This is a genomic window from Shewanella insulae, assembly GCF_009831655.1.
GTDB classification, from domain to species: domain Bacteria; phylum Pseudomonadota; class Gammaproteobacteria; order Enterobacterales; family Shewanellaceae; genus Shewanella; species Shewanella insulae.
Window position 1 is genome coordinate 122722 of record NZ_WRPA01000012.1, and the last position, 22852, is coordinate 145573.

Genomic DNA, 22852 nt, shown 5'->3' on the forward strand with positions numbered 1-22852 from the left:
CAATAAAAAAGGAAGCCCTGAGGCTTCCTTTCGTTTTTCTCATTGGTAGGGCCTAGCCTAGCTAAAGATACCCTTGATCATGAAGAAGAAGATGATCGACAGACCCGCGCCCGCAGGCAGTGTCACCACCCAAGAGACAACGATGTTACGTACCACGCCTATGTTGATGGCGGCGATACCACGTGCCATACCTACACCCAGCACGGCACCGACCAGTGTCTGTGTGGTCGAGATCGGCAGACCCGTACCCGAGGCGATAACTACGGTCGAGGCGGCAGCCAGCTCGGCGGCAAAACCACGGCTAGGTGTCAGGTGAGTGATGTTCTTACCGATAGTCTGCATCACGCGCTTACCGAAGATAGCCAGACCCATGACGATACCGAAGGCACCCAGAGGTAGGATCCACCATACCAATTCGGCCTTGCTGGCGATCTCGCCACCGCTGTTTACCACAGATACAACGGCCGCTAGCGGGCCAATAGCGTTGGCGACATCGTTAGAACCGTGGGCAAACGCCATACAACAGGCGGTCACTACCATCAGAACAGCGAATACCTTTTCCACGTTGCCAAACTGGGTCTGCTGATCGGCGCTCTTGCTCATCTTAAGACGCTTGATGGCAATCATACCGCCTATGCCAACCAGTACCGCGACAACCAGGGCCAGCGAGTATGCTTCGACGTTGGTAAAGTGCAGACCCACGTGCTTGAGACCCTTCTTGATGGTCACCAGCGACATGACGAAGCCTGCCAGTGCCATGTAGAAAGGCACGTAACGCTTGGCGTTCTCCAGCGGGTTATCGGTGTTGAAGATCAGCTTCTGTACGCTTTGGAAGATGGTAAAGGCGATAAAACCTGAGATAGCAGGGGTCACGACCCAAGAACCTACGATACCCAGTACCTTGCTCCAGGCGACAGAATCGGCGCTCACACCCACGGCGGCAAAACCTACGATGGCGCCGACGATAGAGTGAGTGGTCGATACCGGCCAACCTAGTGCTGACGCTGCGACCAACCAGATACCGGCAGCCAGTAGCGCCGAGATCATGCCGTAAACCAACAGCTCAGGCGAGTCGACAAAGTATGCCGAGTCGATGATCCCTTTACGGATCGTGCTGGTTACTTCACCGCCTGCGAGGTACGCGCCGGCAAATTCGAAGATCATCGCGATGATGATCGCTTGTTTAATGGTGATCGCGTTTGAACCTACTGAGGTTCCCATAGCATTAGCGACATCGTTTGCGCCAATACCCCACGCCATTAAAAATCCAAATGCAGCCGCAATGGCGATCAGCCACGGGCCATTGGTGATTAATACATCAACCATGTTGATACCTTGATAACTTTGTTTTTAGACGCGAGCTAGCATTAGCTCTAGGCGGGAACCGACACGCTCGGCAAGGTCTGCCAAGTCTCCAACCCACTCAATTATCTTATAGAGGAACATCACATCTACAGGGTTTAGCTCATTCTCTATGCTAAACAACTGACGACGAATTTTGATTTGTAGATCGTCTGTGTCCTCTTCAATTTTGTCGAGTTCAACGATCATTTTAGCGACAAGATCGACTTCACGGCCCCTAAAACCTGTTTCGAGCAGGTCGTCGAGTTCGTTAATCGCTTGCTTAGCCTGTGCCACTGCATCGATACAGCGTGCCAGGTAAGCATTGAAAGGTTCTTGAATTGCTTCTGGGACAAGTAGTTGTCGGCCGATAATACGACCGGAAATGTCTTTCGCCTTGTTGGCGATCTTATCTTGCTGGGTAAGTAGCTCCAGTAAGTCAGTTCTTTCAACTGGCATAAACAGGCCGCCGGGCAGGGTTAAGCGGATCTCACGCTTGAGTTCATCTGCTTCACGTTCTGCTTGGCTGATTTGTTTACGAAGTTGAACAGCTTTGTCCCAGTCTCCTGCGACAGTAGCTTCAAAAAATGGTACAAGGATCGAGGCACAGTAGTGCACTTTGTCGATATGATCTTGTAATGGTTTAATTGGCGATTTTGCAAACACGCCCAAAATAGAGTTTACTGGCATTGCCGTGTACCTATTTAGGTTATTCCACTGTTGGAAAATGCGGGCGCATGTTAACCCAAGCGTCCACGTATTGAAACTGCGTTTTTATATAAAAACCGATAGTTTTTATTCTAACGAGTTATATATAAACTGCAATGCGAGATACTAATGCCCGTTTATGACACTAATATGACATTGTGAAATTTTCATTAAAGTATAATGACACATTCATTACAGTTCCGAATCCTAGATTAAAAAAGTGAGCAGCTGGCGAATGGAAGCCGAGATAGAGCTAAAACTATTTTTCCCCGAAAACAAACGCGAAGCCTTGGTATCACTGCTTAACAGTCTACCCCATAGCGATGCAAAAGGCGCAGTTCATCTGTCCAACAGTTACTACGATACCCCTGACCTTCAGCTTAGACGCTGGGACATGGGGCTGCGTATTCGTGGCCGTGACGGCCAATTTGAACAGACCATCAAGACCGCCGGCACTGTGATCGGTGGGGTGCACTCCCGTCCCGAGTACAATATTGATATCGATCAAGCAAAGGTCAATTTGTCGCTCTTCCCTAATGAGATCTGGCCAGAAGGAGCCGATATCGCCACTGTGCAGGACGAGTTGACCTCCCTGTTTGATACCGACTTTACTCGCATGAGCTGGCACATCTACCTCGACGAGAGCCTGGTCGAGGTGGCGCTGGATATCGGCACCATTATGGCTAACGGCCAGTGCGAACCTATCTGCGAGCTGGAGTTTGAGCTGCTCGCCGGCGATGCCCAGGCGTTGTTAGCCCTGGCCGAACGGGTCACGGCGGAGATCCCGGCAAGACTTGGCCGCGCCAGCAAGGCCCAGCGCGGCTATCGTCTGGCGGCCATGGCCAGTCCCTTGCAGCTAGACACGCTAGCCTTTATCGCCTTGGCGCAGAAGGGCAGCCTCAAGCAGGCCCTGATGACCCTGCTGGAAACCGGTTTAGATCGTTGGCAGCTATTGGAAGAGATGCTGCTGGAATCCCGTCAGATGGCGCGCCAGCTGCCGCTGCTGGGTTATCGCCTGCGCGCCTGTATCCGCCTGCTGCGTTGCACTTTGGCGCAGTTTTCTCTGCTGGACGAGGCTCTGCTGGAGGCCTTCGGTGCCATAGAGTCTCAGCTGAGCTTTGTCGATAAGGGGCTCAGCCTGTGTGAGCTATTAGATGGCGACGGTGCCTTGTTGAGTAACCTAAGCGAGCCAGAAGGATTGCTCGATGCGGTGCATCAGGAGCTGGCCGCCCTAGATATGCCGCGGCAGATAGATGCTATGCTCACCGATGTGACCTATGGTCACTTGCAGGTGCGTCTGGTGAGCCTCTTGATGGCGGTGAACGCCGGGCAGGTGTATATCAGCGAGCAACAGAGCCTGCAGGCCTTTGCCGATACCTTGCAGGAGGCTTCCTGGCAGCAGATCGTCTCACTCATGCCCTCCAATGCCCAGCTGAGCAGCGAAGATTATCAATCTTTTGCCAAGGCGCTGGATGAGAGCATCCTGGTTGGGGTGGCCTATGGGGAGTTGTATAAGCATAAGTCGCGGGATCAGTTCCGGGCCCCTTGGCAGGATCTGGTATTAGGCATACGTACCCTGGGGGCCTACCACTGTCTAAGGGAAACCGCCGAGGGGCAGGGGCGGGATATTAATGATTGGCTGGATAACAAGGAGCAGAGCCTGCTGTTTGCCATGGAGCACTCACGTCGTTCGGCGCTCAAGGTACAGCCTTACTGGCGCTAACTATCTAGTATCTTGATTAATTTGGCTTTTTACTCAGCTTTTACTTAGCTACTCGGCGCGATCGGCGCCGAGTCATTCGTTAGGACTTACTCTTCTCATCCAGTTGGCGCTTGAGCGTTGCTATCTCCTCAAGCAGGGTTTCTTGATTCTTCTCCATCCGCTGCAGCACCAACTCTAATTCATCGCGCATCTGCTGGCTCTGGGCCTCCTGTTGCTGCTTATTGTCCGGCGCGATGAAGATGGAGGCCATGTAACCCGAGATCACCCCGAAGAAACTTACGCCGCAGACGATCACCAATCCGCCGATGAAGTGGCCTATGGTGCTGACCGGATAGTAGTCGCCGTAACCCACTGTGGAGATGGTGACCAGGGCCCACCAGATGGCATCTTCTGCGGTATGGATATTGGCATTGGGCTCGCCGCTCTCCACTAACAGAATCATCACCGAGGAGAGGGTGAGTATGGTCACCATGGCTACCAACAGGCTGGCCAAGGTGGTCTCTTGACGCTGACGCATCAGGGGGATCAGGATAGAGCGGGTCATGCGGATCAGGCGGATCACCCGCAGTATCTGGAAGAAACGGGCCAGCCTCAGCGCTTCGATGGCGGGGATACTGGCCACCAGATCGATCCAGTGGTGCCTGACGTAGTCGCGTTTGTCCTCGGCGCGAAACAGGTTGACCAGAAAGTAGCTGATGAAGATGATGCAGATGCTGGTGTCGATGAAGAAGAGCAGGCGACGGGTCTCATCATCTAACTTGGCAAAGGTCAGCATGAGCACCACGATGACGGAGATCAATGAGAGCAGCATCATCGCCAGCTCGAAGGGGGTCGGGGTCTGGTTGATGGGCAGAAGCCAGCGCTTTTTATCGATCATGATATCGATTCCTTTTAGGCTGCGGCGCTCAAGCCGAGTTTCCCTGCGAGTCGCCCTTGAATAGTTTTCAGCCCATGATCTTATTCGTTTTCGTCGACAAAATGAACCAGGTCGTCCAATACGCGGCGTTTTATTTCCAGTTGGTCATCGGCGGTCAGGCCATACTTCTCTGCCAGCTGTTGATAATCTTCCGGACTGAGGGAAACGGTGAGGCGCGGACGCTTGGGACGCTTGGTGGTGGCGAGTCCAAGTATGCTGCGGATCTGATCCGAGGGGCTGACGCCTGCATCCAGCGCGGCCTTGCGGATAGAGTATTGAAACTTTTCGTCCAGATCGAAGGCGACCTGAGTGGCCTTGGCGGCTTTCTGATTCTGCTGCCACTGTTCGGGAAGCAGCTTCTTATTCTTGGTCATTGGCTTGCCTTAAGGTGCTGTGAATCTATCAAAGGGGGCGGCAAGACCGCCCCGTGTTGTTTATAGCTGCCCTGGCCAATATTGGCGAATATCGCTCAAGGGACGGTAGAGCGTGAGGCTGACATCTGTGTCGCCTCCTTCATACACCTCGACCTCGACGGCGCGGTTTTCCTCTTCATCCAGCAGCAGATAGCTCTCGAACGGCTCGCCCGAACTCATCCCCTCGTCTTGGGGGGGGCGCATGCCGCGATAATCGGCGCGGTGGAAATAGCCAAACTGGGCGAAGTTCACCTGATGATAGCGCTCGCCCAGCCATCCGGTGAGGGCGGCTGGGGTCTCTTTGACCTCCAGCTCGGCGTGAGTCTCCTCTTCGAAGATCTCGCTGAAGGCGTCCAGATCGAACAGTTGCTCCACCTGACTGCGGGGGAGCTTGATGGAGAAGGCCAGATAGGTTTCATCGTCTTCATCCAACGAAAGGCAGAGGCTGTCGTTGCCGTGGCCCTTGAGCACCCACTCGCAGAGCTGCTTACGCTGGTATTCGTAGGTGTTGATCCCTTCGACTCTCAGCTGTTGGCCTCGCAGTTGCTCGGGCAGGGCGAAGCTGTCATCCAGGCTGATAATATCGCCTTTTTGCAGATGATTTGGATGGTTGAGTTGGCGTTTGGGCGCCTCTTTCTTACCAAACAATCCTTTTAAGAATCCCATGAGCGGCCCTCAAGATGAATAATTAGTTAATACCAACCGCAATAAATAAATGCTCATTCTAGCTCGTAAAACCCTGTCTGGTTCTCAAGGGTTTTGCTAGGCGATTTCTGAGCACTTACTCTGATTGGCACAAAAGCACCTTGGGCGGAGCCGCAAGGTGCTGATACGAGGTGTGAATGGCCTTACTTACGGGCTTTAAGGCGATCCAGTACCGCGTTGGCATTGGATTTCTGCTCGCCGATGCCCGCCTCGGCCAGCTTGGCCTGTAGCGACTTGTCGCTGTTCTCGTCGGCCAGGGTTTCGGCAGCTTGGAGACGGTCGTCGAACTGTTGCTGACGCGCCTTGATACGCTCCAATGAGTCCTTGGCGTTTAGCAGCTTAGAGTTGCTGCTGGCGAAGGAATCGGTAATGGTCGCCGTGGCCTTCTGCACGCTTTCCGTGGTCTTGACCATGCTGAGCTGACGCTGATAGTCGGCCAGCTGGCGCTCTGTCTTACGCACCAGGTCTTTCAGACGAGTAGCATGGGCGCTGAAGTTGTCGTTTGCGCTCTGGTGCTCGGCCAGTTCCTGGTCAAGTTGAGCGATCTTTTCGGCCACTTCTAGGGCTAAGGCTTCGTTCTCTTTCTCCAGGGCCTGAGTCGCATAGCCTTCATGCTCGGCGATGGCGCGCTTAAGGCGATCCACTTCGCGGCTGGCTTGCATCTCTTTGGCCATGACGTCGGTCAGCTCGCGCTTGGCTTTGGTCAGGTGTTTCTCTGCATCACGAATTTCCTGTTCGAAGATGCGTGTCGAGTTGGCGTCGACGATACTCTGGCCAACTTCGGTGGCACCACCGCGAAAGGCGGTGAGGATCTTGTTCAGTATGCCCATAATATGACTCCTCTTGGGGTAATGGCGCCGCCTTATGCGTTGACCATTACATGACTAAATTGGTTAGCGGTTACTTTAAGAAATCGGCCAGCTCGTCGATCACTTCCAGACAGTTGTCGGACAGGACAGACAGCTCTTGCTCTATCTCTAACATGCTCGATTGCACAGACAGGGCTCCATAGACCACATACTTGTCGTCGACCTTAGCAAAGGAGGACAGTGGCATAGGGATGTTGAGTTCGAGCATGGTTTCAAACATCTCGCTGCGACGTTCTTGCTTAACTTCGTCTTCGCCCCACAGGTAGCTGATGCACAGGATTTGGTTATCCGTTACCGATACAAACACTGGGATCTCTTCGCGTCCCACAACGTTGACTTGCAGTACTTCGACGTCACCATCTATGGGATAACAATCGAATTGAAAGCCGGTGTGGCTGTTGTCGCCAAGTTCATTGAGGTGGTTGGCAATGTTGTGAATGTTCATATTTATCCTCTTTGACATATTATGTCTGCGATTAAAGATAGCACTGCGACATAATATGTCAAGCGCTATTTTCGTGTTCCATCTTACCTTCAGTCGAGCGTCAGGTTTTCATCCTCTGACCAGGCGCGTTGATGGTAGTGATATAGATGCATGGAGCCTATATCGTTGACCTTCACCTGGTCTGCATGTTCATAATAATTTTTAGGAAATTCAAACGCCGCCCTGATAAGCCCAGGCGTGAGCCAAGGGTCATCGACCGGCAGGTGTGTCATGTTCGACAGCCGCTGCCTGGCGTCCTGCCCCCTTAGGGTGCCTATGCTCCAGCCCCATTCGCCGAAACTGGGTACGTTATGGTGATACTGCTCTACCGTAAAGCCAGCAGCTTCCAGTGTCTTACCGACCGAGATGAAAGCCTTGGCGGCGTGGTAGGGGGAGGTCGACTGCACAGAGATCGCCCCATCGCTGCTCAGCAGCTCCTTGAGCTTGCGATAGAAGAGATCCGAATAGAGCTTGTTGAGATCCGGATGGCTGGGGTCCGGCAGATCCACGATTATGGCGTCAAACTTCTCGCCTCGCCTGATCAGCTTATCGGCGCCATTGAAGGCATCGTCAATCAGCAGCTCGACCCGCTCATCGTTAAAGGCGTCGCCGTTGAGCTTAAGCAGGGCATCTGCGAGCCGCTGTGGCATCTCAGGATCTCTCTCCTTGAACAGTCTCACCAGATCCGCGTCGAGATCCATCAGGGTCACCTGCTTGGGTTGCCATTCGAGTACTTGTCTCAGGCCCAATCCGTCACCGCCGCCTATGATCAACACCTTGTCATGGCGGGCGCTGGCGGCCAGGGTTGGGTGCACCAGAAAGGCGTGGTAGATATGCTCATCCTGGCTGGAGAACTGCAACCGGCCGTTGATATACAGGGAGTATACTGGCGGTAGGTGATTGCCCCGCAGGCGCTCGGTGAAGGTGAGCTGCTGAAAACGGGTCGCCTTGGCGTAGACCACCTTGTCTTTGTAGAGCAAGTTATTGAAGGCCTGATCCCACTTGGGACCATGGATGGCCAGTACCAACAATATACCTGTGGCGATCAGGTGCCCGACCAGTAGCAAGCGGTTGAAGCGGATCTTGGGCCAGAAGCGCCAGATAAACAGGAAACCCGCCAACAGGTTGAAGCTGGCGGTGAGCGCCGCGGCTAGCTGAATATCCAGGGCCAACATGAAGAGCACCCAGATGGCGGCGCCGACGCCGGCACCTATATAGTCGGCGCCATAGATGGTGCCTGCGTTATGCAGCAGGTGCTCGTCGCACAGGGACTGACGCACCCTGGCGATCAGGGGGATCTCCATGCCTATCATAAGGCCCAGCAATACGCCCCAGGCGTAGGGCAGGTATTCGCTTAGCTTCTGTAGCGTGCCGATAAAGCCGCCCTGGGGCAGCTGATCCGGCGGCAGGCCTATGGTGCTGGCGATGATGATGGGTAGCTGCTGGCCGAAGCCGATAACGGCGGCGGTGATCAGAATCGCCAGGGCGCCACAGAGGGCGACGCACAGCTCCAGCATGGCGAAGCCGGTGAAGGCGCAGCGGATCTTGCGTGCGGCGAAGGCGCCGACGCCCATGGAGACGATCATCAGGCCTATCATGGTGTAGATAGCAGCTTCTAACGCCCCCAGGATCCGCCCCGCATAGTGGGACAGCAGATATTCGTAGATGAGGCCGCAGGCGGCCAGTACCGCCATGATCCCCAGCAGCAGGAGATCGTCGAGCCAGCTTAATGATTTAACGCCTGCAGGAGCAGGCGTTGTTGTGTGTGTCGATTGCATTCGGGGTGAGCGTCTTAGGCCATCAGGCTGGTGAGGATCAGGGCGATGGCCACACTAATTGCCAGCTCGACGGTGGCGATACCTATGTTGTGCTGCTCTTCCACCTCTGCTTTCAGGTTGATATTGGCAAGCACCAGTTTCTTCACCAGGGCCAACAGCAGTGAGAGGGCGAGCAGCATGATCACCGAGAAGGTCAGCCAGCCGAGTATGTTGGTGACATAGGCGGTCGGCATGAAGACGATGAAGTGGCTGGCGGCGTTAAAGCTCAGCGCCATGGCGAGCATATAGCCGCTGTGACGAATCGCCAGTGCGGTATGCCCCTTAGTCAGGGCCTCTTGCATAGAGCTATCGTCGTGGCGCTTGGCGTAGCTGCGCTCGCGCAGACGGGTCAGCAGCACCAGCATCAGCTGTGAGATGGCAAAGGCGCTGAAGATGGCGATAAAGGTGTTCAGGGTCAGATCTTCAGCCCATAGCAGCACAGAACGTATGATGATGGCGGTGGCGATGGCGGCGGTGGCATCCACTATGGCCACTGAGATATTGCCCTTTAGGATCATGGCGTTTTTGTCTATCTCGTTCAGGGCCACCTTGTCGTGCAGGAAGCGCCCGAGCTTGATCAGAATCAGGCCGAAGATGCCGTAGGCGCTCATGCCGATGGCCTCGATGAGGTAGGACTCGGCCGCCTCACCCGTGATGGCGCCGGTGAGTACTATACCCAGGCCAGCCACGGCGCCGGCGGTGCTGATGCCGAAGGCAAAGTTGTCCCGCTCGGACAGCTCATGGGTGCTGTTTACCTTGACGGTCCAGCCCTGCAGATAACGCATGGCCGTGAGCAAGATGATGGCGATGGTCAGATCTATGGCCAAGATGATCGCTAGTTCCTGGGTCAGACCGTAGTGTTGAAAAAATGTCATCTTAATATCCTTTATTTGCCCCGACGAACACTGCGCGTCGTACGACTGCTAGAGTTTCTGAAGTTACTGTTCTTAGAGTAGTTTGAGCGGAACTTACTGCCGCCGCTTGCCCGTCCTGTGGTGCTGGCCTTGGGGGTAGAGCTGCTTTGACGCGACAGACTGCTGGAGCCTGTGCGAGACTTGGCATAGGGGCTGTCGAAACGCTTGCCCTGACGGCTGAACTGCTTCTTGGTGCGCTCGAAGGTCTGATTCTGGGCGCGGGCCTGTTTGGGCGAGGTATAGCGATAACGGCCTACGTCATTGTAGTAGCTGTAGTTGCGGCGGCTCGACCAACGGTCGTAGTAGATGGGGCCGCGGACCAGGTTGGAGAACATGGAATACATGCCATACCAGGCCCAGAAGGACATGCCGTTGCTACCTGTCTGCCAGCTGCCGTAGGCGGGGTTACCCACCAACTGGCTGCCGGCACCAAAATCTTCGCCGCCGTTGGCGAGGATATCAGCCTCACGGCTGATGGCATTGACTCTGGCGAGGGCGCCATCTGACATATCGGCCACCACGTTGACCGGATCCGACAGCATGTCGTTAAACAGGCTGGGATCGGCCGCCTGGTAGAGGTTTTCCGCCTCCGCCAATTGCTGATCGAGATCGACGAAATTATTCTCGTTGCCTAGCTCCTGTAGACGCCGCTTAAGCGAGACATACATGGGGCCCTGGCTGCTGGCGTCCTTAGACAGCTCTTGTAACAGGGGGGCGACGTCTGGCTTCTGGGAGGCGAGGATGTCGGCATATTGATTGAGTAGGTTGGCGTTGCGCACCTCGCCGTTATCCAGCATCTGACCTAAGGTGTCGACCCTTGCCTGGGCTAGCTGTTGAAACTTGGCGATCTTCTCCGGCCTGTCGTCGCCGCATCCCGCCAGGGCGAAGACCAGGGTCAGCGCGAGAACACGCATTAGCATCACTGCCATGTTTTCTCCATAAATTTAGTTGAGATTGAGACCGATAAATGAGTGATCAGTCTGCGACTTCTTTGCATAATATAGCGATAAGCTGGGTTATAGTAACCTGTAATGCAGGATAAAAAGCCATCTTTAATACCCGTAAGTAATATGGATGACAATTTTATGCCAAGATGATTACCGCTTGGTTGCATTAGCATCTTATCTATAGCATCGATGACATAATATGTCGACCATTTAAGGCTGAAGGATTTTTCTGGCGATGGAAAACATGAGCGAGCAAGCGTTACCCTATGAAGTCAATCAGGTTGCCGAGCAGCATTGGCAACGTCTCGCCGATGCCTGGCCGGATATCTCCGAACAGCTCGACCCTGAGCAGACCCGGGAGCTAAAAACCATCTTTGGCCTCAGCGACTTCGTCGCCGAGCAGTTGTGCCGCCATCCTAACTGGATAGTCTCCCTGTTCGAGGGGCAACTCAGTAGTCTTGCCCGCGACAGCTTCGGCAGCGAGCTGCACTCCATCCTGGCCGGCGCCAACGATGAGGAGCAGGTCAAGGCGATACTGCGCCGCTACCGCAATCGTCAGATGGTACGCCTCGCCTGGCGGGACTTCTTAGGCTATGCCGAACTCAACGACTCCCTGCTTGATCTCTCGGCCCTGGCCGAGGCGCTTATTATCGCCGCCCGTGACTGGCTCTATGGCCAGATGTGCCAGCAGTATGGCACCCCCTGCGACGGCGAGGGTAATCCCCAGCCCTTGATGATCTTAGGCATGGGCAAGCTGGGTGGCCGTGAGCTTAACTTCTCCTCCGATATCGACCTTATCTTTACCTTCCCCGAACACGGCGAGACCCAAGGCGGTCGTCGCAGTCAGGACAACCAGCAGTTCTTTATTCGCATGGGACAACGTCTGGTCAACCTGCTCAATCAGGTGACGGTCGATGGCTTCGTCTACCGGGTCGACATGCGCCTGCGCCCCTACGGCGAGAGTGGCCCGCTGGTGGTCAGCTTCAGCGGCCTGGAAGACTATTATCAGGAGCAGGGCAGGGACTGGGAGCGTTACGCCATGGTCAAGGCCCGCGCCCTGGGCCCCTGGAGCGCCTACAGCGACGAGCTGCATGACATGCTGCGCCCCTTCGTCTATCGCCGCTATATCGATTTCTCCGCCATAGAGTCCCTGCGTAAGATGAAGCAGTTGATCACCCAGGAGGTGAGACGCCGCCGCCTGACCGACAACATCAAGCTGGGGGCCGGTGGCATTCGCGAGGTCGAATTCGTGGTGCAGAGCTTTCAATTGATCCGTGGCGGGCGTGAGCCGGCGCTGCGTCAGCAGAGTCTGTTTGGCGCCATAGATACCCTCTATAAGCTGGGGCAGCTGGAATATCTGGCCGTGGATGAGCTCAAGCAGAGCTATCTCATGCTGCGCCGGGTGGAAAACCTGCTACAGGCCATTGGCGATCAGCAGACCCAGACCCTGCCACAACACCTGCTGGACTGGCAGCGTCTCTGCTTCGCCTTAGGCATGGCGGGTGAGGCCGAGCTGCGTACTCATATCGAGTCGGCGATGGCCAAGATACATCGCTACTTTAAGGAGACGGTAGGCGGTCAGGAGAGCGATGAGCTGGCCGAGCAGTGGACCGCCCAGCTGTGGAGCCTGGTTGATGAGGAAGACGCCGAGGCCCTGTTAAAGGAACACGGGGTGGAGGAGAGTGAGCTCTGGCCCGCCCTGAATACTTGGCGTGGTACTGTGGCCAAACGCACCATAGGCCCACGTGGCCGAGAAACCCTAGATAAATTAATGCCCTGGCTGCTGCAGGAGTTTATGCAGTTGCCGACGCCCACCAAGGCCTTCCTGCCGGTGACTAAGGTGTTGGATCAGATCCTTACCCGCACCACTTACCTCGAGCTACTGTACGAGAATCCTGGCGCTCGACAGCAGCTGGTAAGCCTGTGTCTGGCTAGCCCCTGGATTGGCGAGCAGCTGGCCAAGTTCCCCATGTTGCTGGACGAGTTGATCGATCCGGCCCAGCTCTATGACACCACCTCTCTGGATGATTATCCCAGCGAGCTGCGCCAATATCTGCTGCGGGTGCCCGAGGAGGATATGGAGCAGCAGATGGAGGCCCTGCGCCAGTTTAAACTGTCGCAGCAGCTTAAGATCGCCGCCGCCGACGTGACCGGTGTGTTGCCTGTGATGCAGGTGAGCGACCATCTCACCTTCCTCGCCGAGGCGATCATAGAGCAGGTGGTGCTGCAGGCCTGGCAGCAGGTGAGTAAGCGCCACGGCGTGCCGCCCTATCTGGCGCCTGAGGAGATGGGCTTTGCGGTGATAGGCTATGGCAAGGCGGGCGGGCTTGAGCTGGGCTATGGTTCGGATCTGGATCTGGTTTTTCTGCATAACTATACCCGAGACAGATATCCTGAGGCCCTGCAGACCAACGGCGATCGCCCCATCGACATTGGCCACTTCTATCTCAAGCTGGCTCAGCGGGTATTACACCTCTTCTCGACCCGAACCACCTCGGGCGAACTCTACGAGGTGGATATGCGCCTGCGCCCCTCGGGAGCTTCTGGGCTCTTGGTGAGTGAGATCGAATATTTCGGCAGCTATCAGCGCGAAGAGGCCTGGACCTGGGAGCATCAGGCGCTGGTACGGGCACGCTTCCTGTTTGGTGATAATCGTCTGGCCGCCCGCTTCAGCGAGCTGAGGGCCGATGTGCTGGCCATTAAGCGGGACAAGGCTGAGCTGGCCAAGGAGGTGCGTGAGATGCGCCAGAAGATGCGTACCCACCTGCTCAAGGTCGATGCGGGCTGCTTCGATCTCAAACAGAGCCCGGGTGGTATCGCCGACATAGAGTTTATCGCCCAGTATCTGGTGCTGGCCAACACCCATGACCACCCTGAGCTGGCGATCTGGTCCGACAATGTGCGTATCTTCGAGGTGTTGTCTGAGCTGGAGTTGCTGCCCCATCTGAGCGCCCAGCATCTGACCCAGGCCTACTGTTACCTGCGTGACGAGAGCCACAGGCTGACTCTGCAACAGGCGCCGGGACAGCTGCCTCAGGAGATCGTGGATCTTCATGTGCAGCGGGTGCTGGCCATCTACGAGCAGGTGCTCAATAGCAGCCAATAGCCTTTCTGCTAAACTCAAGTTAGGTCTGTGACTGATGGGGTGGGCATGTGGCTATAGGTCGGGCGTTGATCCTCGCTGTTGTGGCATTTTTTAGCTGCAATGGCGAGCTATTGGCCCTGAACAAGTTGTCGCAGCTCAGCTATTACACCGAATCCTACCCGCCCTATAACTACCGCGAGTCCCATCAGCTCAAGGGGATCGCAGTGGACCTCCTGGCCGCGGCGGCCCGCAGGGTCGACGGGCAATTCGATCTTCATCGCATCCAGCTGGTGCCCTGGGCCCGTGGCTATAAGCTGACCCGCACCGGCAAGAATACCGTGCTCTTCTCCACCACCCGCACCCCCTACCGCGAGTCGCTGTTTGATTGGGTCGGCCCCATCTCGGCGACCCGGGTGGTGATCTTCGCCCGTGCCGATCGCGAGATCAGCATTACCGATGAGGCTCAGCTCAACCGCTACACCATAGGGGTGATCGCCCAGGATATCGGTGAGCAGGCCTTGCTCGCGGCTGGCGTTGCCCGTAAGCAGCTAAGGCGAGCCCATGAGGCCACTTCCCTGGTGCATATGCTCAGGCGTGAGCGGGTCGATCTCTGGGCCTATGAGGAGGCGGTGGGGCGCTATCTGATGAAACAGGAGGAGGTAGACACCGACGAATTTGAGGTGATCTTTACCCTCAGGGTGAGCGAGCTGTATTACGCCTTTAGCCGGGATAGTGATCCCGAACTTCGCCGTCGATTGCAGCTGGGAATAGACAAGGTCAAGGCAAGCATAGAGGCCAACGGCAAGACCCAATACGAGAACATACTGGCCAAGTATCGCTAGCGCTAGTTTTTGAGCTAATCGACGCGTTTTATCAGCAGCTTACCACTACTATTCAGGCATTGGCGCGCCGCCAGGCTGAGGGCGCAGGTCACGCTCAGGCTCAGCATGACCAAGATGGCCAGCATGATAACTACCTGATATTTCACCGCGACTAATGGGTCGCTACCGCCGAGGATCTGTCCCGTCATCATGCCGGGCAGGGTCACCAGCCCCATGGTGCTCATGGCAGCGATGCTGGGGGCGAGAGCCTGCTGCAGCGCGTCCTGTATAAAGGGAAAGGTCGCCTGCCAAGGTGTGGCGCCCAGGGCGAGTCGCCCCTGATATTCCTCTGGTTTTTCTTCGAAGGCGTTAAACAGACGCTGCAGCGCCAGGATATTCCCCGAGAGGCTGTTGCCCAGTAGCATGCCTGCCAGGGGGATTAGGTACTGGGCCTGATAGACGGGTGAGGGTTGTAGCAGCGCCAATAACAGCAGTGCCAGCAGGGGGAGTAGACTGATGCTTAGGCTAAAGAGTAGTGGTAACAGTAGCCTGGCCTTAGGTAGCCGGGCACCGCCTAAGATGGCGCTGGCCCCCACAAGCAGCATGACACTCAGCCAGAGCAGATTGACCCAGAGACTCTCCAGGCTAAAGAGAAACTTGAGGTAGAAGCCGACTAACAATAGCTGAGCCGTCATCCGCGCGGCGGCCAGCAGCATCTCACCGCCCTGTTTTAGGTTAAACAGTCTGCCTATACCCAGGGGAACAAGCAGCACCAGCATGAAGAGAGCAAGCCCTAGCCAGCCGATATCCAGACTCGCCTGCATCTGAGTCGCCATGGCTTAGGCCTCACCCCCGGTGCGGTTTGCGTTCAGGTATTGGCGCGACTGCATCTCGACCAGGCGACTCATAGTGCGTCTGAACTCGAAGGCCAGGGCACCCGGTGTATAGAGTTGCTCCAGCGGCAAGCTGGCCTCGAGGTAGAGTTTGACGCCCTGATCGTAGAGCTCATCTACCAGGGCGATGAAGCGCCTGGCCGGATCGTCATTTGGGGCGTAGTTGAGCTGCCGGTCCCCCGCGGCTACCGCAGCTGCACCATCTTCTGTGCCCCTGGCGCGGATCCAGCTGCGGGGCGTGCCACCAAGAGGTGGTACTTGGCTCAGGAGCAGGGTATCGAACTGGCTGGCGATGGCTATATAGTCGAGCTGTGAGCGTGGGCCGCCGCACAGGGCGTCGAAGTCGAGCCAGAGGGTCGAGGTGCCGCGGCGAATAACGCTAATTTCTCTGCCTAAGATGGTCAGCGGAGTGTCGCTGCCACCGCCAGGCTCCAGGGCATCGAAACGCCTGGAAAACTCTCCTTCATCCTGCCGGAAATAGGTCTGTACCTTGTCGAGGTGGCGCAGGCGATGGTCCATGCCGCCATCCAGATGCAGGGCATCCGTGTGCGTTTCTAACAGGGCGATGCAGGGGAGAAACCTGTCTCTTGCCAGTCCATTCTCATAGAGGCGGTCTATTGGGGTATTGGAGGTGGCGATCAGGGTGATCCCATGATCAAACAGGGCCTCGAACAGGCCCGACAGTATCATGGCGTCGCCTATGTCGCTGACGAAGAACTCATCGAAGCAGATCACCCGGTAGCTTTGGCCGAGTCGGGCGGCGATGCGCCTGAGGGGATCGCGCTTGCCGCTCTCGGCCTTGAGTTCTTTATGGACCCGCTCCATGAAGCGATGAAAATGCAGCCTGAGGGCCATTCCTTCGGGCAGGCTCTGACAGAAGAGATCCATCAGCATAGTCTTGCCGCGACCGACGTCGCCCCACAGATAGAGGCCCTTGATCGGCGCTTGATTACTTGGATGTAGAGTGCCGAGCTTGCGAGTACCTGGCTTATGAACTCCTGGCTTATGAACTCCGGGCTTATGAGCGCCAGAAGACGTTGCTTGTAGAGCTTGATAGAGAGCTTCCAGGCGCAATATGGCCTGGTGCTGAGCCGGGTCGTCGACAAAGTTCTCCTGGGTGAGTTGATGTTGAAAACCTTGGAGGGGAGAGCGCGACATGAGATGACCCAGGTAGTGAGCGGACGGTCATTATATCAAGATGTTATGAATTAAACAGCGCCCACAGGTGGCGCCGTTTTGATGGACTATTGCATGTCTGAGCGGAGTACCAGCTCGACGCGGCGATTGCGCTGTCTGCCCGCCTCATCCAGGTTGTTGGCTACAGGTACATATTCGCCCACGCCCATGGGGCTGAGCTGGGCCTTGTTGATGCCATGGGATTGGGTGAGGGTGGCAACCACAGCCTTGGCCCGCTGCTCCGATAGCCCCTTGTTGTAGCCCTGTTGGCCCTGATCATCCGTGTGACCCACTACATAGAATCTTTGCTTGGGGTGGCTCTTAAGGTAGGTGGCTAGGGTGGTGATCACTTCATCGGCCTCGGGCAGCATCTGGTCGCTGTCGAATTTGAACAGCAGTCCATCCAGGGCCACGTGGCCCTGCTGGGTGATTTTATCCTTGAGCCCTTCGAGATCGATAACCACTCTGTCGTCGACGAGCTTAGTCTCCTCCACCACCTTAATCTCGCCCCACAGGCCGCCGCTAAAACCTGTAATATACACCATGGCGTGCACTGCGCCCTCGGGGCGATCCAGTCGATATAGGCTGTAATATTGGTTTTCATCGAAACCTATATAGATCAGTGTCTTGATTCGGCGTTCGATGAGTTTTGTTTTACCACAGGCTAAGCCCTGGCAGTGAAAGCCTCGGACAAAGCCAAGCTTTTCCAGCGCCGCCTTATAGTTGGCGTCGACCTCAAACTCCGAATAGCCTCTGGGGAGATTGTAGGCAATGTCGGTGACCTTACCCTCTAACGTCTTAACTTGGTGTTGGCCCTGTTCAACACCGTCAAATACCAAGGTCTGTGCATAACCCTGCTGCTGATATTTTTGGATATAGGCGCCGGGAAGCCTGGCGATCATAGGGTGATCTTTTGAGTTTTGGGTGTCCTTGTTGCCTCTGTCCTTAAACTCGCTCTGGCTGACCTCGCTTGTCAGGTAGGCCTGGTTGGTGGCAAGCAGATCCAGGGGTTCATCAATCACCTCGACGATATCCAGCTGTAGGCCAGCGCCGTTGTGCCAATTAGAGCCATAGACAGAGAGGTAGAGCTGTTTCTTGGCAAGCGTTAGCTTGGCAGTTAGCAGCGCGGGGGTCAGTTTGGGAATGTCGCTGAGCGGGGCTATCTGTCTTGAGAGTTTGCGGTCATCGCCGCAGGCCTTCTCCTGACACTCGAACAGTATTGTGCCGCCGAGCTTCTCTATTTGCGCCTTATAGTTGTTGACGGCGTGGGACGCCAGGTAGCTGCTTGGCAGCTTGTAATTGACCCGTTTCAGCTGACCGGCAACCGTTTGCGTCTGGTAAGTGTTCTTGTCGACGCCAATCACCAGCTCGAAGGGAGTGTAGTGGCGATCTTCTTGCTTATAAAGTTTACCTTCTGGCAGGGGCTGAAAGGGGAGGTCATTGGCCAGTGCCAGGCCGCTAAGGCCTAAGCCGCCACATAAGGCGAGTGTGCAGGCGAGAGTTTGGGGTTTCATCTTAATTCCCTTTAAGTTTCTGAAAGTCGTTTTATCAATATCTGCTTGGTCATATTGCGTGCACCAGCTAAGGCGCCGGGCAATCTGTCATTATGGTGAGCCCTTGTATAGAAGCCTGGCGTTGCATCAGGTCGGCCATGGCCTGTGGCGATAGGCCTTTGTAGAGCAAGGCAACATTTGGCTGATTTGCGAGCGGCTTCAAGGCCTCGCAGCGGGTCGGCGACATGATGGCGATCGACTCGGTCTGAGCGTCTGCCAGTGCCTGCCAGTCTTGGCTATCGACCTCCATGAAGCTGAGGTTGCCTTTTAGCGCCTTGAGGTCGCCAAAGCTGGTGATTCTACTCTGCTCTATGTTCAGCAGGCTGAGATGGCTAAGGCCAGCCAGTGCCGACAGGTCGGTCAGCACGCCGCCCTGTAGGCTCAGCATCTCCAGGTTAGACAGTTTGCTCAGCCCTTCTAGGCTGACCGAGTCGCTGGATAGGCGGCAGCTCAATGCTGTGAGGGCCTGTGCCGATGTCAGCCCCAGTTGCGAGACCTGCTGCTCGATACAGGCATCGAGCGTGTTACCTTGCAGGCCGGGCTGTTTTGGCGTCGTATTCTCTTCTCGTTGGTTAAATGCTTCACTGTCTACAGGATTTGAGCCATTAGTATTTGAATCAGTGAGGATTGCACTTGCCGCATTGGCGTCTGAAGGGTTTGCATCCGTGCCTTTAAGCTCGGACCCGTTATGAGCGGGTTTGTTTAGCTCTGGTTCGTTAAGCTCTGGTTTGTTAAGGCTAGGTTTGTTAGAGCTTAGCTCTCCAGGTTCGGATGCCGACAGGTTAGCCGCTTCTACTATTTCGGGGAGCCGCTCGGCCATAAGCCCTTCGAGCAATAAGATATCCTGGGCGACTGCTGGCATGGCCTGGGTAACATAGCAAAGCTTGCTGGTTTCCAGCAGGTTGACCAGCACGGCCGCGCGGCTCTGACCAATATTTATCGCCATCAACGCCGCATAAGCCTCCCCCTGCTCCTGGGTCTGAGTCAGGCCTTGCAGCTGGTTGAGATAGTCTTGTACCTCATCTCGGGTCTGCTGAAATTGTTCGAGTCGCTTGGGCTGATAACAGCTGGAGTTTTTGTCGATTCGGGCGAGGAAGGCGCGATAGCGCGGCAGATACTCGTTGGTCAGGGTTAACATCTTACCTGCGGTGATCGCCATCTCATCGATTAAGGCGTCTTGCAGTAACGGTCTGGCATCCTGGTATTGGTCAAGCTTGTTAGAAAAGCTCTCCATCTGCTCTTTGTGTCTGCGACGGAGCTGATGGGCGCGCTTGGTCAATGGCGTCGTTTCGAGTTGAAACTGTTTGATGGCATCTCTGTCGCTATCTTTGCCGGTTTCGGCAGAGGCTGGGCCGCTCATCGAAACTAAGCTCAGCGCCGAGGTTAGCGCGAGTGCGCGCAGCAGCTTACTGCTGAAATTGGTGATGCTTTGGGGGATCCTAAGGTCTTGATCAAATAACACGACTTAGCCTTAACAGATGCGAGCGTTGAGGGGGAAGTTAATCTAGCGATTGAGCCGCCTTGGCATAGACGCTCGTGCCTATGCCAGGGCGATTAGCCTTAGAAGTAGAGGTTGTCTACTAGCTTCTCGTTGACATAGAGCTCGCACTTATCGGCGGTGCTGCTCTTAGAGGATTGAACTATACCCGCGATGGCGCCAAAGGCACCGCCTTGCTTACCCAACACAGAGCCGAAGTAGCAGTGGCTTTTCACGGCAAAGTCTTTGTAGTTAGCCTTAAGGTTTTGGGTCGGTGTGTAAGGAGGGAATCGGCCCTGCATGATAGGGTCGCCGTTGACGCTAAGTATCAAGATGTTTTTCTTGTCGTGGTAGCTGCCGTTAAACTTGAGCACAGTGCCATCGACTTCGACCGTCTTTTCAAGTGCCATGCGCGGGCCAGGATCTGAGGCGCAGGCGGTCAATAACAGGGCCAGGGATATAGCTGAGAGTGAAGCAATTTTCATTGATATAGTCCTTTATATGGGAATAAGTTGTCCTGAGAGGCTGGATAGCTTTGAAGACAAAATGTCTCTCAATATGCTTTATTCACAACCACTTAAAATAAAACTTTAGGTTTATTCGTAGCGATCCTATCGCAAAATATTGGCCGGAAACATTATTCTTTCGGGTGTATTTTGGTGGTTAAATCGTCGAAATGCTCACCTTCATCATCTTGATGCTCTCTCGCTGAAGTCTGATCTACTTATCTCTTTTGGATAATCTCATTGATCTATTCAATTTTTTAACCCTGCGATGGCTGGAATGTTAAATCAGCGCTATGAGTGTCTGACGCTGATGCTCGCTAGCTGTCAAAATTGACGATCAGCATCAGGCTAAGGACTGATGAAAATCATCCATAGGTTCAGCAGTAAGACGCTTGCCCCCAGGGCGAGGAGAAAGCTACCCAGTCGCTCCTTGGGTGGCGTGCTTTCCTCCATGACGATAGGGTAATCGAAGAAGATGGCCAGATAGAGCAGGCTTCTGAGGGGATAGGCCATGCTGGATAAGCTATAGCTTTCTCCTCGCTTTAGCTTGATGACGAGCCTGTGGGCGCGCTTACACTCTATCTGGTTACTGTTTTGGTAGCTGTGCCAGTCGAACTGCAACTGGGCTATCTCATCTCGGCTTATGCTTTGCGACGACCCAGACTTGTTGGTCAGAAAGGGGGGCAAGGTGATGCCAGATTGGCTAATGATGATCTGCTGATTTGCCTGATTATCGGCCTCTATCCCCAGGTGCGCCTTAACCTGGCGTTTACGGATAATGGCGTAAACCAGCAGGCCCATTATGGTCAATATTGGGAAGCGCAAAAAATCGAATCTGGGGTCGACTGAAGGAATGAACAGTGCCAATAAGATGAAGGGGAGCAGACTTGTGGCGAGCAGGCACTCTTTCTTAAGCGGCAGGGCAAAGAAGTTAAACGAGATGGGGAGCTTTTTCGTACTCTGCTTGTCGAGACCTAGGTATTGACTCAAGAAGACGGTATCGAACCATTTCAGATTTTCCAGTAGGTGATTGAGTGAGTTCATCTCGATGAAAAGTCCCTTTTTCTTACCATTTATGTCGAGCATCAATGCTCAGATTGCCGCGCAATACATCAAAAAGGGCAATTAAATTGCCCTTAACTGCGCTAAGAATGTCTCAGATAATCGCTGTCGACTCAAGCCTATAGCCGTAACGAGCGGAAATACCAGCTGTCACCTATGCGTAGGTATTTGCAAGCCGTTAGGTGACCGCCGCCAAGTTCATTGCTCATATCTATCTCTACTTCCCTGGCCTCGGAGGCACCAAGTCGTTCCTTCTCTATTTGAGTTACCTTGGCTGATTCGATAGAACGTATCGTTATGGAGGAGGGCTTATCATGATAGGTCTCTATGTAACTCCCATGTCTGTCGGCGAGCTGTTTCCTCAAGGTTTTCTCACCGAAGATGCCCAGCCAGGGCTCGGGAAACTCTGTCACATAGGCGTCGAAGTCCTCTGCGGCGTAGATATCCAGCATCTTGATGCAGCGCTGAGCCAAGGGGTCATTATTGAACTCTTGCTCGGTCGATGCCTGGAGATTAGTTGATATTAGCGTTCCCGCTATTGTTCCCGCTAAGGTTCCAAATAATGCTAATGCCATCCATGGTTTGTTCATTGGTTAAGTGCCTTTTTAAGCTGATGGGCTTACAGAAAATACTCTTTAAACAGCAAGCCGGTTACTGCCACAAGGGCGACTAAGGGAAAAGCTACAAACAGGCTACGGGCGACTATGGCCAAAGAGTGTCGGCGCTTTTGCAGTGTGATTGGGTAGTCGAAATAGACCAGCAGATAAAGAAGTGGCTTAATCGGGAAGTAGAGGCTCTTTAAACAGATTGATTGGCCCGATTCGAGCGTGATGATGAGTTCACTGACATCGTAGGTGGTGCGTAGGTCGCGTGTGCTTGGCCAATAGCGCACGTCTATCTGCTTTATGGCTTGTTTCTGGATTTCTATTGGGCCAGCTTTGGTATCGATAAGGCGACTGCCGGGAATACAAAGCCTTTCAGTGTTAATCTGGCAAACTTGTTTTTTGCCCCGGCCATAGATGCTAGTGATGAGCAGTTTCTTGAGGATCAGATAACCGAAGAGGGCGGCGATATTTAGCGTAAGCCAGGCTTCTGGAGGCATCAGGCTAGGATTAATAAAGGGCAGAATGGCCAATGTCAGTGGGCCAATGAAAAAGAGCAATTCTGACGGTAAGGGCAGTGGATAGAGCAGCCTGGATGATTTAAGGCGAATATCGCTATCTCGGTTTAGTTTATTTTTTCCCTTGAAATCAGTGGTACCGAACCAAGGAGTATCGTCAAGGGCTAGCTTTTCCATGCTTATCGGGGTCCTTTTAAGCTAAGTGGGCTTGTGATTGCCGCTATTTGAGTAATCAATTATGTTGCGACTGTCGCCTTGCCGAGCGCCGCGGCAGAAGCTAGCTAAAGTTATCAATACCGTGAGTAGTTTTAACATGATTTTA

21 protein-coding genes are annotated in these 22852 nt (G+C 54.6%); 3 read left to right on the top strand and 18 right to left on the bottom strand.

Translation table 11 applies throughout. The features are described 5' to 3' along the window. Nucleotides 1-57: 57 nt before the first annotated feature. Both GNT65_RS13955 and GNT65_RS13960 read right to left on the bottom strand, forming a co-directional pair. A complete protein-coding gene (locus tag GNT65_RS13955) occupies nucleotides 58-1326 on the bottom strand; it encodes an inorganic phosphate transporter (RefSeq protein ID WP_160797194.1) in 1269 nt (422 codons plus the stop codon). A gap of 24 nt (nucleotides 1327-1350) precedes the next feature. Beyond that, nucleotides 1351-2031: a TIGR00153 family protein gene (locus tag GNT65_RS13960; RefSeq protein WP_160797196.1), complete on the bottom strand. Its 681-nt coding sequence runs from the start codon at nucleotides 2029-2031 to the stop codon at nucleotides 1351-1353. Between the two features lie 253 nt (nucleotides 2032-2284). Between GNT65_RS13960 and GNT65_RS13965 the strand changes: the two genes are divergently transcribed. Beyond that, a complete protein-coding gene (locus GNT65_RS13965; protein WP_160797198.1) occupies nucleotides 2285-3772 on the top strand; it encodes a CYTH domain-containing protein in 1488 nt (495 codons plus the stop codon). Nucleotides 3773-3851: 79 nt separating this feature from the next. Here the strand turns inward: GNT65_RS13965 and GNT65_RS13970 are convergent, their stop codons facing one another. The 8 genes from GNT65_RS13970 to GNT65_RS14005 all read right to left on the bottom strand — a co-directional run bounded on the left by GNT65_RS13970 (nucleotide 3852) and on the right by GNT65_RS14005 (nucleotide 10819). Further along, a complete protein-coding gene (locus GNT65_RS13970; protein ID WP_160797200.1) occupies nucleotides 3852-4649 on the bottom strand; it encodes an ion transporter in 798 nt (265 codons plus the stop codon). A gap of 80 nt (nucleotides 4650-4729) precedes the next feature. Then, entirely contained in the window at nucleotides 4730-5062 is a 333-nt protein-coding gene (locus GNT65_RS13975) for a hypothetical protein (RefSeq protein ID WP_160797202.1), read from the bottom strand. 60 nt (nucleotides 5063-5122) lie between these two features. After that, the gene (locus GNT65_RS13980) at nucleotides 5123-5767 is read right to left on the bottom strand and encodes a DUF4178 domain-containing protein (protein WP_160797204.1); all 645 of its coding nucleotides are present in this window, start codon (nucleotides 5765-5767) and stop codon (nucleotides 5123-5125) included. 182 nt (nucleotides 5768-5949) lie between these two features. Then, nucleotides 5950-6636 carry a PspA/IM30 family protein gene (locus GNT65_RS13985; protein ID WP_160797206.1) on the bottom strand — a complete coding sequence of 229 codons (687 nt, stop codon included), beginning with the start codon at nucleotides 6634-6636 and terminating at the stop codon, nucleotides 5950-5952. A 70-nt stretch (nucleotides 6637-6706) separates the two neighbouring features. Then, entirely contained in the window at nucleotides 6707-7120 is a 414-nt protein-coding gene (locus GNT65_RS13990; protein ID WP_160797208.1) for a YjfI family protein, read from the bottom strand. 89 nt (nucleotides 7121-7209) lie between these two features. Beyond that, on the bottom strand, nucleotides 7210-8937 hold the full coding sequence (locus GNT65_RS13995) for a polyamine aminopropyltransferase (RefSeq protein ID WP_160797210.1): 1728 nt from the start codon (nucleotides 8935-8937) through the stop codon (nucleotides 7210-7212). A 14-nt stretch (nucleotides 8938-8951) separates the two neighbouring features. Next, entirely contained in the window at nucleotides 8952-9851 is a 900-nt protein-coding gene (locus GNT65_RS14000; RefSeq protein ID WP_160797212.1) for a DUF350 domain-containing protein, read from the bottom strand. A gap of 11 nt (nucleotides 9852-9862) precedes the next feature. After that, a complete protein-coding gene (locus GNT65_RS14005; protein WP_160797214.1) occupies nucleotides 9863-10819 on the bottom strand; it encodes a DUF3053 domain-containing protein in 957 nt (318 codons plus the stop codon). 253 nt (nucleotides 10820-11072) lie between these two features. Between GNT65_RS14005 and glnE the strand changes: the two genes are divergently transcribed. Continuing rightward, complete coding sequence (gene glnE, locus GNT65_RS14010) at nucleotides 11073-13943, top strand: bifunctional [glutamate--ammonia ligase]-adenylyl-L-tyrosine phosphorylase/[glutamate--ammonia-ligase] adenylyltransferase (protein WP_420853527.1); 2871 nt, start codon at nucleotides 11073-11075, stop codon at nucleotides 13941-13943. Nucleotides 13944-13990: 47 nt separating this feature from the next. Then, nucleotides 13991-14764 carry a substrate-binding periplasmic protein gene (locus GNT65_RS14015; RefSeq protein ID WP_160797216.1) on the top strand — a complete coding sequence of 258 codons (774 nt, stop codon included), beginning with the start codon at nucleotides 13991-13993 and terminating at the stop codon, nucleotides 14762-14764. Nucleotides 14765-14778: 14 nt separating this feature from the next. Here GNT65_RS14015 and GNT65_RS14020 read toward each other — a convergent pair whose 3' ends face one another. From GNT65_RS14020 to GNT65_RS14055, 8 genes are all read right to left on the bottom strand, one after another. Then, on the bottom strand, nucleotides 14779-15579 hold the full coding sequence (locus GNT65_RS14020) for an ABC transporter permease (RefSeq protein ID WP_244952187.1): 801 nt from the start codon (nucleotides 15577-15579) through the stop codon (nucleotides 14779-14781). 3 nt (nucleotides 15580-15582) lie between these two features. Continuing rightward, nucleotides 15583-16794: a cell division protein ZapE gene (gene zapE / locus GNT65_RS14025; RefSeq protein WP_160797218.1), complete on the bottom strand. Its 1212-nt coding sequence runs from the start codon at nucleotides 16792-16794 to the stop codon at nucleotides 15583-15585. Between the two features lie 86 nt (nucleotides 16795-16880). Further along, nucleotides 16881-18326 carry an OmpA family protein gene (locus GNT65_RS14030; RefSeq protein WP_160797220.1) on the bottom strand — a complete coding sequence of 482 codons (1446 nt, stop codon included), beginning with the start codon at nucleotides 18324-18326 and terminating at the stop codon, nucleotides 16881-16883. Between the two features lie 67 nt (nucleotides 18327-18393). Next, nucleotides 18394-19827: a hypothetical protein gene (locus tag GNT65_RS14035; RefSeq protein ID WP_160797222.1), complete on the bottom strand. Its 1434-nt coding sequence runs from the start codon at nucleotides 19825-19827 to the stop codon at nucleotides 18394-18396. 98 nt (nucleotides 19828-19925) lie between these two features. Continuing rightward, nucleotides 19926-20327, bottom strand: coding sequence for a hypothetical protein (locus tag GNT65_RS14040; protein WP_160797224.1), 402 nt, complete (start codon nucleotides 20325-20327; stop codon nucleotides 19926-19928). 369 nt (nucleotides 20328-20696) lie between these two features. After that, nucleotides 20697-21392 carry a hypothetical protein gene (locus tag GNT65_RS14045; protein WP_160797226.1) on the bottom strand — a complete coding sequence of 232 codons (696 nt, stop codon included), beginning with the start codon at nucleotides 21390-21392 and terminating at the stop codon, nucleotides 20697-20699. Between the two features lie 137 nt (nucleotides 21393-21529). Beyond that, the gene (locus tag GNT65_RS14050; protein WP_160797228.1) at nucleotides 21530-22000 is read right to left on the bottom strand and encodes a hypothetical protein; all 471 of its coding nucleotides are present in this window, start codon (nucleotides 21998-22000) and stop codon (nucleotides 21530-21532) included. Between the two features lie 29 nt (nucleotides 22001-22029). Continuing rightward, nucleotides 22030-22707, bottom strand: coding sequence for a hypothetical protein (locus GNT65_RS14055; RefSeq protein ID WP_160797230.1), 678 nt, complete (start codon nucleotides 22705-22707; stop codon nucleotides 22030-22032). Nucleotides 22708-22852 lie beyond the last annotated feature (145 nt).

Coding starts and splice junctions, on each gene's coding strand:
- GNT65_RS13985 (WP_160797206.1), bottom strand. CDS start 6,636: ATGGGCATACTGAACAAGATCCTCACCGCCTTTCGCGGTGGTGCCACC.
- GNT65_RS13970 (WP_160797200.1), bottom strand. CDS start 4,649: ATGATCGATAAAAAGCGCTGGCTTCTGCCCATCAACCAGACCCCGACC.
- GNT65_RS14000 (WP_160797212.1), bottom strand. CDS start 9,851: ATGACATTTTTTCAACACTACGGTCTGACCCAGGAACTAGCGATCATC.
- GNT65_RS13955 (WP_160797194.1), bottom strand. CDS start 1,326: ATGGTTGATGTATTAATCACCAATGGCCCGTGGCTGATCGCCATTGCG.
- GNT65_RS13995 (WP_160797210.1), bottom strand. CDS start 8,937: ATGCAATCGACACACACAACAACGCCTGCTCCTGCAGGCGTTAAATCA.
- GNT65_RS14045 (WP_160797226.1), bottom strand. CDS start 21,392: ATGAACTCACTCAATCACCTACTGGAAAATCTGAAATGGTTCGATACC.
- GNT65_RS14050 (WP_160797228.1), bottom strand. CDS start 22,000: ATGAACAAACCATGGATGGCATTAGCATTATTTGGAACCTTAGCGGGA.
- glnE (WP_420853527.1), top strand. CDS start 11,073: ATGGAAAACATGAGCGAGCAAGCGTTACCCTATGAAGTCAATCAGGTT.
- GNT65_RS13975 (WP_160797202.1), bottom strand. CDS start 5,062: ATGACCAAGAATAAGAAGCTGCTTCCCGAACAGTGGCAGCAGAATCAG.
- GNT65_RS14055 (WP_160797230.1), bottom strand. CDS start 22,707: ATGGAAAAGCTAGCCCTTGACGATACTCCTTGGTTCGGTACCACTGAT.
- zapE (WP_160797218.1), bottom strand. CDS start 16,794: ATGTCGCGCTCTCCCCTCCAAGGTTTTCAACATCAACTCACCCAGGAG.
- GNT65_RS13990 (WP_160797208.1), bottom strand. CDS start 7,120: ATGAACATTCACAACATTGCCAACCACCTCAATGAACTTGGCGACAAC.
- GNT65_RS14040 (WP_160797224.1), bottom strand. CDS start 20,327: ATGAAAATTGCTTCACTCTCAGCTATATCCCTGGCCCTGTTATTGACC.
- GNT65_RS14030 (WP_160797220.1), bottom strand. CDS start 18,326: ATGAAACCCCAAACTCTCGCCTGCACACTCGCCTTATGTGGCGGCTTA.
- GNT65_RS14020 (WP_244952187.1), bottom strand. CDS start 15,579: ATGGCGACTCAGATGCAGGCGAGTCTGGATATCGGCTGGCTAGGGCTT.
- GNT65_RS13980 (WP_160797204.1), bottom strand. CDS start 5,767: ATGGGATTCTTAAAAGGATTGTTTGGTAAGAAAGAGGCGCCCAAACGC.
- GNT65_RS13960 (WP_160797196.1), bottom strand. CDS start 2,031: ATGCCAGTAAACTCTATTTTGGGCGTGTTTGCAAAATCGCCAATTAAA.
- GNT65_RS14005 (WP_160797214.1), bottom strand. CDS start 10,819: ATGGCAGTGATGCTAATGCGTGTTCTCGCGCTGACCCTGGTCTTCGCC.
- GNT65_RS13965 (WP_160797198.1), top strand. CDS start 2,285: ATGGAAGCCGAGATAGAGCTAAAACTATTTTTCCCCGAAAACAAACGC.